The sequence below is a fragment of the Ralstonia mannitolilytica genome, from assembly GCF_000954135.1.
In the GTDB taxonomy this organism is placed as follows: Bacteria; Pseudomonadota; Gammaproteobacteria; order Burkholderiales; family Burkholderiaceae; genus Ralstonia; species Ralstonia mannitolilytica.
The window spans coordinates 3000403-3013987 of the sequence record NZ_CP010799.1 but is presented as its reverse complement, the minus strand read 5'-3'; the positions used below and the strand labels follow the sequence as shown (position 1 = coordinate 3013987).

Annotated in this window: 16 protein-coding genes and 1 tRNA gene; 8 read left to right on the top strand and 9 right to left on the bottom strand. The window is 65.5% G+C overall.

The window, feature by feature from the left end; translation table 11 throughout:
* Window positions 1-8: 8 nt before the first annotated feature.
* The 5 genes from pxpA (at window position 9) to pcp (ending at window position 4384) form a co-directional block, all read left to right on the top strand.
* Window positions 9-752 carry a 5-oxoprolinase subunit PxpA gene (gene pxpA, locus TK49_RS14265; RefSeq protein WP_045787288.1) on the top strand — a complete coding sequence of 248 codons (744 nt, stop codon included), beginning with the start codon at window positions 9-11 and terminating at the stop codon, window positions 750-752.
* Between the two features lie 59 nt (window positions 753-811).
* A complete protein-coding gene (locus tag TK49_RS14260; protein WP_045787287.1) occupies window positions 812-1534 on the top strand; it encodes a DUF969 domain-containing protein in 723 nt (240 codons plus the stop codon).
* A gap of 3 nt (window positions 1535-1537) precedes the next feature.
* Window positions 1538-2494: a DUF979 domain-containing protein gene (locus TK49_RS14255; RefSeq protein ID WP_045787286.1), complete on the top strand. Its 957-nt coding sequence runs from the start codon at window positions 1538-1540 to the stop codon at window positions 2492-2494.
* Between the two features lie 138 nt (window positions 2495-2632).
* Window positions 2633-3658, top strand: coding sequence for a TRAP transporter substrate-binding protein (locus tag TK49_RS14250; protein WP_045787285.1), 1026 nt, complete (start codon window positions 2633-2635; stop codon window positions 3656-3658).
* 78 nt (window positions 3659-3736) lie between these two features.
* A complete protein-coding gene (gene pcp / locus TK49_RS14245) occupies window positions 3737-4384 on the top strand; it encodes a pyroglutamyl-peptidase I (RefSeq protein ID WP_045787284.1) in 648 nt (215 codons plus the stop codon).
* Between the two features lie 25 nt (window positions 4385-4409).
* Here the strand turns inward: pcp and TK49_RS14240 are convergent, their stop codons facing one another.
* The 9 genes from TK49_RS14240 to TK49_RS14200 all read right to left on the bottom strand — a co-directional run bounded on the left by TK49_RS14240 (window position 4410) and on the right by TK49_RS14200 (window position 11424).
* Window positions 4410-5132: a ribonuclease E gene (locus tag TK49_RS14240; protein ID WP_240479884.1), complete on the bottom strand. Its 723-nt coding sequence runs from the start codon at window positions 5130-5132 to the stop codon at window positions 4410-4412.
* A gap of 192 nt (window positions 5133-5324) precedes the next feature.
* Window positions 5325-5957, bottom strand: a complete 633-nt coding sequence (locus TK49_RS14235; protein WP_045787282.1) for a DUF2968 domain-containing protein — start codon at window positions 5955-5957, stop codon at window positions 5325-5327.
* 35 nt (window positions 5958-5992) lie between these two features.
* Entirely contained in the window at window positions 5993-6181 is a 189-nt protein-coding gene (locus TK49_RS24980) for a hypothetical protein (protein WP_238587561.1), read from the bottom strand.
* A 321-nt stretch (window positions 6182-6502) separates the two neighbouring features.
* Window positions 6503-6592 (bottom strand) — tRNA-Ser (locus tag TK49_RS14225).
* 74 nt (window positions 6593-6666) lie between these two features.
* Window positions 6667-7935: a radical SAM family heme chaperone HemW gene (hemW, locus tag TK49_RS14220; protein WP_045787281.1), complete on the bottom strand. Its 1269-nt coding sequence runs from the start codon at window positions 7933-7935 to the stop codon at window positions 6667-6669.
* A 7-nt stretch (window positions 7936-7942) separates the two neighbouring features.
* Window positions 7943-8548, bottom strand: a complete 606-nt coding sequence (gene rdgB, locus TK49_RS14215; RefSeq protein ID WP_045787903.1) for an RdgB/HAM1 family non-canonical purine NTP pyrophosphatase — start codon at window positions 8546-8548, stop codon at window positions 7943-7945.
* Between the two features lie 20 nt (window positions 8549-8568).
* Window positions 8569-9285, bottom strand: a complete 717-nt coding sequence (gene rph / locus TK49_RS14210) for a ribonuclease PH (RefSeq protein WP_045787280.1) — start codon at window positions 9283-9285, stop codon at window positions 8569-8571.
* 100 nt (window positions 9286-9385) lie between these two features.
* Entirely contained in the window at window positions 9386-10300 is a 915-nt protein-coding gene (locus TK49_RS14205) for a PP2C family protein-serine/threonine phosphatase (RefSeq protein ID WP_045787279.1), read from the bottom strand.
* 101 nt (window positions 10301-10401) lie between these two features.
* Window positions 10402-11424 (bottom strand): serine/threonine-protein kinase, encoded by a 1023-nt coding sequence (locus TK49_RS14200; protein WP_045787278.1) that lies wholly within the window; start codon window positions 11422-11424, stop codon window positions 10402-10404.
* A 147-nt stretch (window positions 11425-11571) separates the two neighbouring features.
* Here TK49_RS14200 and TK49_RS14195 point away from each other — a divergent pair, with 147 nt between their 5' ends.
* From TK49_RS14195 to rpoZ, 3 genes are all read left to right on the top strand, one after another.
* A complete protein-coding gene (locus TK49_RS14195) occupies window positions 11572-12507 on the top strand; it encodes a YicC/YloC family endoribonuclease (RefSeq protein ID WP_045787277.1) in 936 nt (311 codons plus the stop codon).
* Between the two features lie 26 nt (window positions 12508-12533).
* A complete protein-coding gene (gene gmk / locus TK49_RS14190) occupies window positions 12534-13199 on the top strand; it encodes a guanylate kinase (protein WP_045787276.1) in 666 nt (221 codons plus the stop codon).
* 138 nt (window positions 13200-13337) lie between these two features.
* Window positions 13338-13541: a DNA-directed RNA polymerase subunit omega gene (gene rpoZ / locus TK49_RS14185; protein ID WP_045787275.1), complete on the top strand. Its 204-nt coding sequence runs from the start codon at window positions 13338-13340 to the stop codon at window positions 13539-13541.
* The last annotated feature ends 44 nt before the right edge of the window (window positions 13542-13585 follow it).

Sequence of the window (13585 nt, the reverse complement as noted above, 5' to 3'; positions counted from 1 at the left end):
AAAACACCATGACAACGATTGATCTGAACGCCGACCTGGGCGAAGGCTGCGAAAACGATGAGGCGCTGCTCAAGCTCGTGAGCTCCGCCAACGTCGCATGCGGCTGGCACGCCGGCGACGTCAACACCATGCGCCGGACGGTGGCGTGGGCACTGCGCGAAGGCGTCTCGATCGGCGCGCATCCGAGCTTTCCCGACCGCGAGAACTTCGGCCGCACGGAGATGCACCTGCCGCCCGAAGAGATCTACGCCGGCGTGCTGTTCCAGATCGGCGGCCTCGCAGCCATCGTGCGCGCGCAGGGCGGCAAACTCGCGCACGTGAAGGCGCACGGTGCGCTCTACAACCAGGCGTCGCGTGACCGGCCGCTGGCCATGGCCGTCGTGCGCGCCATCCGCGATTTCGATCCGTCGCTGGTCGTGTTCGGCCTTGCCGGCGGCGAGCTCATCAAGGCCGCGCGCGAGCTGGGCCTGCATGTCAAGGAAGAGGTGTTTGCCGATCGGGGTTACAACGCCGACGGCTCGCTCGTCAAACGCGGCACGCCCGGCGCGCTGATCGACGACGAAGACGCCGCGCTGGACCAGACGCTGACGATGGTGCGCGAACAGCGTGTGAAGGCCATCGACGGCACGTGGGTTCCGATCCGCGCGGAAACGGTTTGTCTGCACGGCGACGGCGCGCATGCGCTGGCGTTCGCGCGACGCATTCGGGAACGGCTTGGCAGCGAAGGCATCGCTGTCCGCGCCGGCGCCTGAACCATGATGGCCCCGTCCTTGCGGCGGGGCTTTTTTGACCTTTGGGGGGGAAGCACCACATGAGTACGGCAGTGAATCTATGGCCGCTGATCGGGGTGGTCGTCATCATCGCGGGGTTCATCCTGCGATTCAATCCGATGCTGGTGGTGGCCGTGGCCGCCATCGCTACCGGTTTTGCGGCGTCGATGTCCATCGAACAAATCCTGACGGCGATCGGGACGGGCATCGTCAAGACGCGGACCTTGCCGCTGATCATCCTGCTGCCGCTCGCGGTGGTGGGCCTGCTCGAGCGCCACGGCTTGCGTGAGCATGCGCAGAACTGGATCGCGCGCATTCAATCGGCCACCGTTGGCCGTCTGCTGATCGTCTATCTCGCCGTGCGCGAGCTGACGGCCGCTGCCGGTCTGACGAGCCTCGGCGGTCATCCGCAGATGGTGCGTCCGCTGCTGGCCCCGATGGCAGAAGGCGCTGCCGAGAACCGTTTCGGCAAGCTGCCGGCGCCGGTGCGCGAACGCCTGCTGGCCTTCTGCGCTGCCACCGACAACGTCGGCCTGTTCTTCGGCGAAGACATCTTCGTGGCCTTCGGCGCCATCGCGCTGATGCACACGTTCCTGCTGGGCTCGGGCATCGACGTGGAACCGCTGCATATCGCCGTGTGGGGCATCCCGACCGCGATCTGCGCGTTCCTGATCCATTCCGTGCGCCTCAAGCGCCTGGACGGCTGGCTGGCCCGCGAGCTGGGCGGCGCCAACACCAACGCGGCTGCGGCCAAGCAGGGGTAAGCCATGATTCTGTCGATCAACTATCTGTACTGGCTGGCCGGGATCATCCTGACGATCACCGCGCTGATGACCTTTGCCGACAAGCACCACCCGCGCCGCTGGACCACGGGCCTGTTCTGGGCGATCTTCGCCGTCATCTTCCTGGTCGGCGACAAGATTCCGCCGATCGTGGTGGGGGTGGGCGCCGTGGTGATGGCGCTGCTGGCGGGCATGGGCGGCGTCACGCTCGGCAAGCACGGCGAGCTGTCGGTGGAGGAACGCCGCGCCTCGGCCAAGCGCCTGGGCAACCGCCTCTTCATCCCGGCGCTGACCATTCCGGTGGTCACCGTCATCGGCAGCGTGTTCCTGAAGGACGTGAAGATCGGTGGCGACTTGCTGCTCGATCCGAAGAACCAGACCTTCGTCTCGCTGGGCCTGGGCTGCATCATCTCGCTGGCGCTGGCGTGCTGGTTGACGCGTGACACGCCGGTGCAGGCCATGCGTGAGTCGCGTCGGCTGACGGAGTCGCTCGGCTGGGCGCTGGTGCTGCCGCAGATGCTGGCCATGCTGGGTCTCGTCTTTGCCGATGCCGGCGTGGGCAAGGCCGTGGCGCACCTGACCACCGCCTACATCAACATGGACTATCGCCTCGTCGCAGTCATCGTCTATTGCGTGGGCATGGCGCTGTTTACCGTCATCATGGGCAATGGCTTTGCCGCTTTCCCGGTCATGACCGGCGGGGTGGGCGTGCCCATCCTGGTGGGCGTGTTCCATGCGAACCCAGCGGTCATGGCGGCCATCGGCATGTTCTCGGGCTACTGCGGCACGCTCATGACGCCGATGGCGGCCAACTTCAACATCGTGCCGGCGGCGCTGCTGGAGCTGTCCGACAAGAACGCCGTCATCAAGGCGCAGGTGCCGACGGCGCTGATGTTGCTTGCAGCCAATATCGTGCTCTTGTACTTCCTGATGCTCCACTAATCGTGTTTAATGCGACGCGTGCGGTGCGCGTCACGCTGGCGGTTCTCAGCCGGCGGACGCCGCCAAGCGCGGTCGCTGCCCGCGAGACAAGGGCACGCGGTCGTAGACCTCGCATCGTGCTCTTCTCCGGGGGGATTCATGAGCAGCCAGATGACGAGCGGCCGTTCCATGTCGGGACGCCGCTTTTTTTGTGTTCTCGCAGCCAGCGCGCTGTCGTTGATTTCCGCCGCGCAAGCCTGTGCGGAAACGCTCCGAGTGGCCACGCCGTATCCGGCCCTCAATTTCCATACGCAAAACCTGCAGGCCTTCGCAGATGCGGTCAGCAGCGCCACCAATGGCGGGCTCAAGCTTGAGGTCTATCCGAACGGCACGCTGCTCAAGCCGGCCGCGATCTTTGACGGTGTCAAGGAAGGCAAGGCCGAGGCGGGCGAAGTGATGCTGTCGACGTTGGCCCAGCGCGATCCGCTCTTCGGCGTGGATTCGATTCCCTTTGTGGTATCGGGCTACAACGATGCGCGCCTGCTGTGGGAAGCCTCGCGCGGCCACATCGAAGCCTTGATGAAGGCCAACGGACTGCACTTGCTGTATGCCGTGCCCTGGCCGCCGCAGAACCTGTATTCCGAAACACCGATTGCCCGTTTGTCTGACCTGAAGGGACATCGTTTGCGTACGTATAACGCGGCGCAAAAGCGCATTGCCGAGTTGTATGGCGCGCAGGCCGTGCAGGTGGAAGCCGCCGATCTGACCGCCGCGATTGCCGGTGGCCGCATCGACACCATGGTCACCTCGCCGTCCACCGGTCTGGAGACGAAGGCCGGCCAGCGCATGACGTATTACTACAAGGTCAATGCGTGGATTCCGAAGAATGCCGTGTTCGTGAACGAGGCGCGCTTTGCCAAGCTCCCGCCCGCGATGCAGCAGACGGTGCTCAAGCTCGCCAAGGATTACGAGGCGCGCGGTTGGGATTCCAGCCGCCAGACCTACGAGCGCGATGAAGCCGAACTCGCCAAGACCGGCGTGCGCGTGCTCAATCCCGACGTGACCCTGCAGGGCGACATGCGCCGCCTGGGCGAGCGTCTGACGCGTGAATGGCTGCACACCGCGGGCACGGACGAAGTCGACATCCTGTTGAACTTCGAGAACAAGCGCAGCAAGGCACACTGACGCCGCAACGCGCTTGGGCATGATGTTCGACGGACGTTTATCATCGTTTTTGTCTTACGCAGCAAGCAGGAGAACGTCATGCCTACCGTCCTCGTCACCGGCTTCGATCCGTTCGAGAACGAACCCATCAATCCGTCGTGGGAAGCCGTGCGCACCCTCGATGGACAGGGAATCGCAGGCGCCGACATCGTCGCGCGCCAGTTGCCGACCATCTTTGGCGAGTCCAACAAAGTGCTCGGCAAGTTGCTGCAGACGCTACAGCCGGATGTCGTGATCGCCGTGGGGCAGGCCGGTGGCCGTGCCGAGATGGCTGTCGAGCGCATCGCCATCAATGTCGACGATGCGCGCATTGCGGACAACGCCGGCAAGCAACCGATCGATATCGCCATCGCGAGTGACGGGCCGGCCGCGTATTTTTCAACGCTGCCGATCAAGACGATCGTGCGCGAACTGCGTGCGGGCGGTGTTCCCGCGTCCGTCTCGCAGACGGCGGGCACCTTTGTCTGCAATCACGTCTTCTATGGGTTGATGCACGCCATCGCCCGCCACAAGCTGCCCACGCGCGGCGGCTTCATCCACATCCCGTATCTGCCGTCGCAGGCGGCCAAGCACCCGGGGCAACCCAGCATGGCGCACGACACCATCGTCGCCGGGCTGCGCATCGCCATCGAGACAACGCTGCGCACGCTGCACGACGTACGCGAAACCGGCGGCCAGTTGCACTGAGCCGGCGCGGCGGCACGCGCTCCGGTCAGTCTGTGAAGCGCGTATGCCGTTGCAGTTCGATGCGCACCGGCGTGCCCGGCGCTGCATAGGCTGAGGTGATCGGCGCCGTGTCGGTCGTCGGCCATTCGACTTCGATCGTCGCTGGCGCTTCGTCGTGCAATGCGGGCGAGCGCAGCAACTTCGGTGGCGTCGGCGCGGCGGCCCGCACCAGGGGGCGCGGTCGACGCGGTTTCGCCGGCAACTGCGCTACGGCTGACTCTGCTGCGGCGATGGCCGGCGCGGCAACTTTCGTTTCGTCGAGCGCCATGTCGGCCGCCGGGACCACGTGGGCTACGGGTGTGGCAACGACCTCGGATTCCGTGGCTTCATTTGGTTCCGTGGACGCCGCCTCTGACGCAGGGGCATGCTGGAGCGAAAGGGGCGGTACGGTCTGCGGGGCGAGGGCGGCCACGGTTGCTTGCTCCAACTCTGCGGCTGCCTGCCCATGCTGCCCGGTCCACCAGCCAAGCAACGCTGCCGCCAATGTGCATGCCATGCCAATGGACAGCACGGTCATGCGTTGACGCCACTGCCCATGGCCCGCTGTACCGGTGTCAACGCATGTGTCGGCTGCCGGCTCGATCGGTGCGCTTACCTGCGTTGTCGCGCTGGGCTGCGCGCTGTCGAGTGCTGGCCCGAATGGCGGCGGCATACGCACCAAGCCCGGGAGGCGCAGGTGTCCGTCGATGATGAAGTTGGGGGATTCCAAGTCCGTCTCCGCTGGTGGCCGCAGCGCGCATCCGAGCTGGCTGCGCAAGCAGGCGCCATGCTAAGCGGGAGATGGACGGTGGTCGATCAGATTGCTCTTAACTCGATGCGCGTTGCGAAGGCGGAGAGGATGCCGGCCTGCCGCAGTTGCGCCAGGCCGGGAAGGTGAATGTCAAAGACCTTGACTAGACGTTTAGGGCGTCGGCGACCAGTGCGGATCGTTGAGTTGCTTTTCCAGCAGGCGGATCTGCTGCTGCAGCGATTCGACCTGCGCCTGGTACGCCCGGCGCTCGATGTCCAGCGCCTTCGTTTCCTGACGCATGGTCTGCTGTTCGGTCAGCATCTTCCGGCGCTGCGCCTGCATGATGCGAACTTCCTCGCTGAGCGAGGCGGCGCGCTGCTGAGCTGCCTGGGCTTCGCGCTCCAGTTGCGCCTTCTGGCCGGCCGTGACGGCGCGGCGCAGATCGTCTTCCGCCCACGTACGGGTTTGGCTGGCCAGCGTTTCGTACGCGCCCTCGGCCGGAGCGACCGACGCAAACTTGTAAACACGCCACAGTTCTTTGCGATACGACAGGGCGACGTAGGCCGTGGTGTCTTCGTTGACCAGCAGCAGGCTCGTGCCGTAGTCGCCGTTGTAGGTCGTGCGCAGTTCGGTCAGGCGCTTCTGCGCCAGCAATTGCTGCAGTTCTGCGACGGTGCCGCCCGACGCAGCCGTGGACACTGCCGGGGCTTGTGGCGCACTGGCTTGCGCGTGGACGAGGCCGGCGCCCGCAACCGAGGCTGCGGCAACGAACGTGAGGACGGTTCGGCGGAGGACGAAAGACATCGCAAGGTTCAGAAATCGGAGGCGACGCGACTATATCAGCTTTGTGCGCCCGGCCCCGCAGCGAGCGTACCGATTTGACCTTCCGTCGCCTTTGAATCATGGCGGCGTCGCGCCTCGGCCACGATGCAATGCCATTCGCTGAATAAGACGCGCTCGCGGAACATCTCGATCAGGAAGTCGCCGACGTCCTGATGCCGCTTTGACGTGCCAAGCGCGGCTTTCAAGCGCCGAAACTCTCTCTGCAAACGCGTGACGCGAGCCCGTGCGTTGGCCTGTTGCAATGAGCCGATGGGGAATGTTCTTACGGATCTTCGGCCGCTGCCAGCGCTCGCACGAGATCGGCGCGTTGCTGTTGGAGCGATTCAATCTCGCGCTCGAGGTTGCGACTGGTTAGTGGGGAAGGGGACTGCGATTGCTCGCGGCGCCCGACGCCAATCGGGTGGCCGGGCACATGGCAAGGTTGGCGTACCGGTGACAAAGGAAACCCGGCGAGCGCAAGCGCTCCCCCACCAAGGCCCGGCCTTGGGGCAGGTGGGAGGGGGAATTGGCGGAAGCGGTGAGATTCGAACTCACGGATGGGTCACCCCATCGGCAGTTTTCAAGACTGCTGCCTTAAACCACTCGGCCACGCTTCCCTGGACTTTGCTACGCAGTGCGTGCAAGGTCGCCATTGTAACGGCACCCGGTGCAACTTGGCACCGGGTCGCTGTCAGTTTTCGTCGTCGGACAGGAACAGCGCCTGCAGGTCGTTCAGGAATCGCTGGCCAAGCTCGGTGGGGCGGATGGCCACGTGGTCGCGCGTGAGCAGGCCGCGCTGCTCGGCCGCATCGAGTTCGCGCTCGATGGAACGCAGCGGCAGGCCGGTGCGCTCCTGGAACAGCGTGACGGGGAAACCGTCCGTCAGGCGCAGCGCGTTGAGCATGAATTCGAACGGCAGGTCGGCCGCGTCCACTTCCCGCTGCTCCTGCACGAGCGCCGCGCCGCCGGCGCTCTCGGCGTTGCGCAGATACGTGTCCGGATGCTTGTGCCGCATCTCGCGGATGACCCGGTGCGGAAAGCTGAGCTTGCCGTGGGCACCCGGCCCGATGCCGAGGTAATCGCCGAACTGCCAGTAGTTCAGGTTGTGCTTGCAGCGTTTGCCGGGCCTGGCATATGCCGACACCTCGTAGTGCTGGTAGCCCGCCGCGGCCAGCCGCGCGTGAATCCAGTCCTGCATCGCAAACGCCGTGTCGTCGTCCGGCAGTGCGGGCGGGTACTTGGCGAAGTACGTGTTCGGCTCCAGCGTCAGGTGATACAGCGACACGTGGTTCGTCTCGAACGACAGCGCGGCTTCCACGTCGGCCTCGCATTCGGCGAGGGTCTGGCCGGGCAGCGCGAACATCAGGTCGAGGTTGATGTTGTCGAAGTGTGCCCGGGCGATCTCGATGGCGGCACGCGCCTCGGCCGCGCTGTGGATGCGGCCCAGCGCCTGCAGGTGCTTGTCATTGAAGCTCTGGATGCCGATCGACAGCCGGTTCACCCCGCTGGCGCGGTAGCTGCGGAAGCGCTCGGCTTCGAACGTGCCCGGGTTGGCTTCCATCGTGATCTCGGCATCGGCGTCCACGGGCAGCAGCATGCGGATGTCCGACAGCAGGCGGTCCAGTCCCTGCGCGGAGAGCAGGCTCGGCGTGCCTCCGCCGATGAAGATGGTGTGCACGGGGCGGCCCCAGACCATCGGCAGCGCGGCCTCCAGGTCCTGCCGCACGGCCGCCAGGAAGCGCGCTTCCGGGATGCCGTGTTCCGGCTCCGCATGCGAGTTGAAATCGCAGTACGGGCACTTGCGCACGCACCACGGCACGTGCACGTACAGGGACAGCGGCGGCGAGGCGGGCAGGCTGATCTTGCCGGGCTGCAAAAAGACGGAGGTGACCTTGTCGCCCGTCTCGGCGGGTGGCGCGGGGGGCGTCCTGCCAGCGCCGGCTGGATGAATCGGGATCATGGAAACGTCAGGCGTTGTCAAACTGGCGCAGGCGCTGGACCAACCGTCCGAGCGCCTGTGCCCGATGGCTCACGCGGTTCTTCTCGGCCTTGGACAGTTCGGCCGCAGTCTTGCCGAGGTCCGGGAGCAGGAAATGCGGGTCGTAGCCGAAGCCACCGTCGCCGCGCGGAGTGTCGATCACCTGGCCGAACCAGTTGCCCTCGGCGATGATGGGCTGTGGGTCGTCGGCATGGCGCACATAGACGAGCACACAAACATAGTGCGCGCCGCGGTCGGCCTTGCCTGCGAGCTCGCGCACGAGGCGGGCGTTGTTGGCGGCGTCGGACTTCTCTTCGCCGGCCAGTTGCGCATAGCGGGCGGAGTACACGCCGGGTGCGCCGCCCAGCGCATGCACGCAGATGCCGGAGTCGTCGGCCAGCGCCGGCAGGCCCGACGCGCGGCTTGCATGGCGCGCCTTGGTCAGCGCGTTTTCCACGAACGTGGCGTACGGTTCTTCCGCTTCGGGAATACCCAGTGCGCCCTGCGGCGTCACGTCGAAGCCGAGCGGGGCGAGCAGGGCGTTGAATTCCGCCAGCTTGCCGGCGTTGTTGGAGGCGAGCACGATCTTGCGCATGGCTGCCGCGACGGTTGCGCTCACAGGCCCAGCGCCTGCTTCTGCAGGCCGATTAGTTCGCGGATGCCCTTGTCGGCGAGGCCGAGCAGCGCCTCCATTTCGGCGCGCGTGAAGGGCGTGCCTTCGGCCGTGCCCTGCACCTCCACAAAGCCGCCGCTGCCCGTCATGACGACGTTCATGTCGGTGTCGCACGCGGAGTCTTCGGGGTAGTCGAGGTCGAGCACCGGCACGCCGTCGACCACGCCGACCGAGACGGCCGCCACGAAATCGCGGATGGGCTCGCCCACGAGCAGGCCTCTTTCGCGCATCACCGAAACGGCGTCATGTGCGGCGACGAATGCGCCGGTAATGCTGGCGGTGCGCGTGCCGCCGTCCGCCTGCAGCACGTCGCAATCGAGGTGCAGGGTATGTTCGCCCAGTGCGGCCAGGTCAAACACCGAGCGCATCGCGCGGCCGATCAGGCGCTGGATCTCCTGCGTGCGGCCGGTCTGCTTGCCGCGCGCGGCTTCGCGGTCGGAGCGGGTGTGCGTCGAGCGCGGCAGCATGCCGTATTCGGCCGTCACCCAGCCTTCGCCGCTGCCTTTCTTGTGGGGCGGCACCTTGGGCAGCACGCTTGCCGTGCAGAGCACTTGCGTGTCGCCAAAGCACACCAGCACCGAGCCTTCGGCATGGCGCGTGAAGTGGCGGGTGAGGGTGACGGGGCGGAGTTGGTCGGGCTGGCGGCCGCTGGGTCGCATGTGGGGTCTCGCTTGAGAAAACGTGTAGCCCGACATGATACCGGCCCGCGCTGCCAGCGTGATGCTGGCAGGGCGGGCCGGCGGCGTGCAGACCAGCGGCTCAGCGCGTCAGGTTGCTCGTCTTGTCGATGGCGGCGCGGATCTCGGCGATCGAGCGCTCGATCTCTTCCTCCGACATCAGCCCCGATTCGCCGCTGGGCGCGTCAAGGATGGACGTGGTGAAGGCGTTCAGCGGCAGGGTGTCGGTCTGCACCGAATCCTGCGTGGTCGTCACCGCATCGAGTTCCCACATCATGGCGATGGCCGTGGTGTTGTCCGCCGTGTCGCCGGCGTTGCGCAGGGCGCGCGCGATGAGCTCCGGAATGGCCTGCGTGACGGAGAAGCTCGTGCAGGTGTCGACCAGTTCGTCTTCCTGCACGCTGCCCCACAGGCCGTCGGAGCACAGCATGGCGACGTCGCCGGGCTCCAGGTTGACCGGCCCGCCGATGTCGATCAGCGGCAGGTTGGGTGAGCCCAGGCAGTTGTAGATCTTGTTGCGCTCGGGATGGTTGGCCACCTGCATCGGCAGCACGCGGTCTTGCTGCAGCAGGTTCTCGATCTTGGAGTGATCGCGCGTGCGCGTGACGAGCGCGCCTTTGCGCATCAGGTACATGCGCGAGTCGCCCGCGTGCGCCCAATGCAGGGCACCGCGCTGCGCCAGGGCGCAGACGATCGTCGTGCGCGGTGCATCGGGCAGGCCGTTGGTCTCGGCATAGCGGTGGATGTCGCGGTGCGCGAGCATGATGCCTTCATGCAGGAAATCGCGCGGATTGCGGATGGACGGGCGGGCGTGGCGCTGGAACTGGCGCGCCATGGTCTGCAGCGCCTGCTGGGCCGCGACTTCGCCCAGGGAGTGTCCGCCCAGACCGTCGCACAGCACCATGAGCATGGCGTCGCGCGTGAAGCAGTAGCCCATGCGGTCCTGGTTGACGCGTCGCGCGCCCTTCTTGCTTTCTTGATAAACCGAGAAACGCATCGTGGCAGTGAGGTTTCGATCAAAAGGGAAAACGGTGCAGCGGCTGGTCGCGTCCAGTGCTGCACCGTTGGAATGTAAAAATCATACTCCGCGCGAGCGGGTCAGTTGTCCCGGCGGCGCAACAGGCTCATGAATCGCGTGGTCAGCGGCTCTTTTTCGTCCGGCACGGGACCGCCAAGCGTGACGGCAGTCAGAGCCTGCATCTCGGTCAGGGCATTGCTCTCTTCGCGCAACACCTTCTGCAGGCGGAAGACGCTTTGCGGGCGCTCTTCCGGCTTCAGCTTCAGGCACCAGCCGACCAGGTCGATCAGGCTGCTCGTATAGACCTTGCGCAGGCGCTCCAGGCCTTCTTCGAGCTTGTCCTCCTTTTCGCGCTGCGTGGCTTCCTGGGGCGGCGTGCCGGCCATGCAGGCGTAGATCGTGGCGCCGATGCTGTAGATGTCGGTCCACGGCCCCAGTTCGTTGTGCTTGCGATACAGCTCCGGCGCGGCAAAGCCGGGCGTATACATCGGCTGGAAGCGCGACGCCTCGGCAGTCAGCGTCTGCCGTGCCGCGCCAAAGTCGAGCAGGATCGGCGAGTGGTCTTCGCGCAGATAGATGTTGCCAGGCTTGATGTCGAGGTGGAGCAGCTTGTGGATGTGGACTTCGCGCAGACCGCTCATCAGGTCGTGGAAGACCTGGCGAATGAAACGCTCACGCAGCATCTTCAGCTTGCCCTGCTGGCGCGCGGCGAGAATGTGCTCCTGCAGCGTTTTGCCCTGCTCGTACGCCATCACCATGTAGACGGTGCCGTTTTCCCGGAAGAAATTCAGCACGCGCACGATGGCGGGGTGCGAAATCCTGGCCAGCGACCGGCCTTCTTCAAAGAAATACTTGAGCCCCAGGCGGAACGCGCTTGCGCTTTCTTCCGGCACGACGGGGATCAGCTCGCCGGGCGCGCGACGGGCCAGTGACGACGGCAGGTATTCCTTCACGGCCACCGGCGTCCCATGCTCGTCGGTGGCGAGATAGACGAAGCTGAACCCCCCGCTGGCCAACTTCTTTACAATACGATAGTTGGACAGCAACGTGCCGACCGGCAGCGGCGCACTGCGTGGCTGTCCTGAGCCTTTTGACTCTGTCATGGGTTTGTATCGCGAAATGGCTGACGGATTCTCCCCGAGCAGTCCATACGTTGTAAAGCGACAAAAGGTGGGGGATTCCCCGCCAATTCGGGGCCTGAAAAGACGCCGCCGGATTCCCGATCCGTATCCAGAACACACCACGATTCCATGATCCACAGTATGACCGGCTACGGCGTCGCTACACGCCAGGCAGCCTTTACCGATGCGCATGGCGCACCCAGCGGCGGCGTTGCCACCGTGTCGGTCGAATTCCGCACCGTCAATTCGCGCTTCCTCGACCTGCTGTTCCGCGCGCCGGAAGAGTGCCGCGCCTTCGAGCCGGCCCTGCGCGAGATGCTCATGAGCGCGCTGTCGCGGGGCAAGCTCGAATGCCGGATCAACCTCCAGCGCCAGGAAGCCGCCAGCGATGTCGCCGCCCTCAATGTCGACGTGCTGCAACAGCTGGTGAAGCTGGAGCAGGAAGTCACCCGTCATCTGCCCGCTTCGGGATCGCTGCGCATGGGCGAGATCCTGCGCTGGCCCGGAGTGCTCGCAGAGCCGCAACTGACGCAGGACGCTCTGCGCGATGCCGTGATCGACGCCGCCAAAGAGGCGCTCAAGCAACTTCTGGAGTCGCGCCGCCGCGAAGGCGATGCGCTCAAGGCCGTGTTGCTGGAGCGCGTCGACGCGATGCTGGCGATCGTCGATCGGTTGACGCCGATGGTGCCCGTGCTGATCCAGCAGCATCAGGACAAGCTGACGGAGCGCCTGCGCGAAGCGTTCGGGCTCGCCGCGCCGGAAGGCACGCCGGCGCTCACCCGCGACGAGCTCTCCGAGCGGATCCGTCAGGAGGCGACCGTCTACGGCATCCGCATCGACATCGCCGAGGAGCTCTCGCGCCTGCAGGCGCACCTGCGTGAGACGCGCCACATCCTGGAGAAGGGCGGCCAGATCGGCAAACGCCTGGATTTCATGATGCAGGAGCTCAACCGGGAGGCCAACACGCTCGGCTCGAAGGCCGCCGCCAAGGAACTGGCGGACGCGTCGATGGAGCTGAAGCTGCTCATCGAGCAGATGCGCGAGCAGGTCCAGAACCTCGAATAACACCCTCAGCACAACAGAACGAGAACATGCCATCCCCTCAAGCGCACTCTGCCGTTGATACGCCCATCGAGAACCATTTTCCGGGCAGCCTGTTCATGGTCGTGGCGCCGTCTGGCGCCGGCAAGTCGACGCTGGTGAACGCGCTGCTGGCGCAGGATCCATCGATCCGGCTGTCGATCTCGGCCACCACGCGCAAGCCGCGCCCGGGCGAGCAGCATGGCCGCGAATACAACTTCATGACCGTGGAGGAATTCAAGGCCTGCCGTGACCGCGGCGAGTTCCTCGAATGGGCGGAGGTGCACGGCAACTACTACGCCACCTCGCGCGTGTGGATCGAAGAGCAGATGCGCGCCGGCACCGACGTCCTGCTGGAGATCGACTGGCAGGGTGCGCAGCAGGTGCACCGCCGTTTTGCCAACGCGGTGGAGATCTTCATCCTGCCGCCATCGCTCACGGCGCTGGAAGACCGCCTGAAGAAGCGCGGCCAGGACGAACCCAATGTGATCGTGCGCCGCCTGCTCGCCGCCGGCTCCGAGATGGCCCACGCGCCCGAAGCCGACTACGTGATCATCAACGAAGATTTCAACACGGCACTCACCGAACTTCGCACGGTCGTGCAGGCGACGCGGCTGCGTTTCGGTGCACAGAAGGCGCGCCACGGCGAGCTTTTCGTGGAACTGGGCATCCATTGAGCCGTGCGGTGCGCCCGGGGTTTTCCGGTGCACCGGCAAAAGTGTGGTAGCGCTCGTGCCGCCGCCGGCTGCGAGGCGAGGGCTGCGCTGCTGCTAAAATACCGAGATCAACAAGATTTGCCACCAGGTGGAGTTTTCATGGCGCGTATTACCGTCGAAGATTGCTTGAAACAGATTCCGAACCGCTTCGAACTGGCGCTGGCCGCAACGTACCGCGCGCGTCAGTTGGTGCAGGGCCACACGCCCAAGGTTGATGCCAAGGACAAGCCCACCGTGATCGCGCTGCGCGAGATCGCCGCCGGCCAGGTCGGTATCGAAATGCTCAAGAAGGTCCCTTCCTGAGCTGACGCATTGCCTGGCGTGGTACGCTGCCCCGGTCACTGATC

Excerpts from the sequence above, each read along its gene's own strand:
- pxpA (WP_045787288.1), top strand. The coding sequence starts at position 9 with ATGACAACGATTGATCTGAACGCCGACCTGGGCGAAGGCTGCGAAAAC.
- TK49_RS14260 (WP_045787287.1), top strand. The coding sequence starts at position 812 with ATGAGTACGGCAGTGAATCTATGGCCGCTGATCGGGGTGGTCGTCATC.
- TK49_RS14255 (WP_045787286.1), top strand. The coding sequence starts at position 1,538 with ATGATTCTGTCGATCAACTATCTGTACTGGCTGGCCGGGATCATCCTG.
- TK49_RS14250 (WP_045787285.1), top strand. The coding sequence starts at position 2,633 with ATGAGCAGCCAGATGACGAGCGGCCGTTCCATGTCGGGACGCCGCTTT.
- pcp (WP_045787284.1), top strand. The coding sequence starts at position 3,737 with ATGCCTACCGTCCTCGTCACCGGCTTCGATCCGTTCGAGAACGAACCC.
- TK49_RS14235 (WP_045787282.1), bottom strand. The coding sequence starts at position 5,957 with ATGTCTTTCGTCCTCCGCCGAACCGTCCTCACGTTCGTTGCCGCAGCC.
- hemW (WP_045787281.1), bottom strand. The coding sequence starts at position 7,935 with ATGATCCCGATTCATCCAGCCGGCGCTGGCAGGACGCCCCCCGCGCCA.
- rdgB (WP_045787903.1), bottom strand. The coding sequence starts at position 8,548 with ATGCGCAAGATCGTGCTCGCCTCCAACAACGCCGGCAAGCTGGCGGAA.
- rph (WP_045787280.1), bottom strand. The coding sequence starts at position 9,285 with ATGCGACCCAGCGGCCGCCAGCCCGACCAACTCCGCCCCGTCACCCTC.
- TK49_RS14205 (WP_045787279.1), bottom strand. The coding sequence starts at position 10,300 with ATGCGTTTCTCGGTTTATCAAGAAAGCAAGAAGGGCGCGCGACGCGTC.
- TK49_RS14200 (WP_045787278.1), bottom strand. The coding sequence starts at position 11,424 with ATGACAGAGTCAAAAGGCTCAGGACAGCCACGCAGTGCGCCGCTGCCG.
- TK49_RS14195 (WP_045787277.1), top strand. The coding sequence starts at position 11,572 with ATGATCCACAGTATGACCGGCTACGGCGTCGCTACACGCCAGGCAGCC.
- gmk (WP_045787276.1), top strand. The coding sequence starts at position 12,534 with ATGCCATCCCCTCAAGCGCACTCTGCCGTTGATACGCCCATCGAGAAC.
- rpoZ (WP_045787275.1), top strand. The coding sequence starts at position 13,338 with ATGGCGCGTATTACCGTCGAAGATTGCTTGAAACAGATTCCGAACCGC.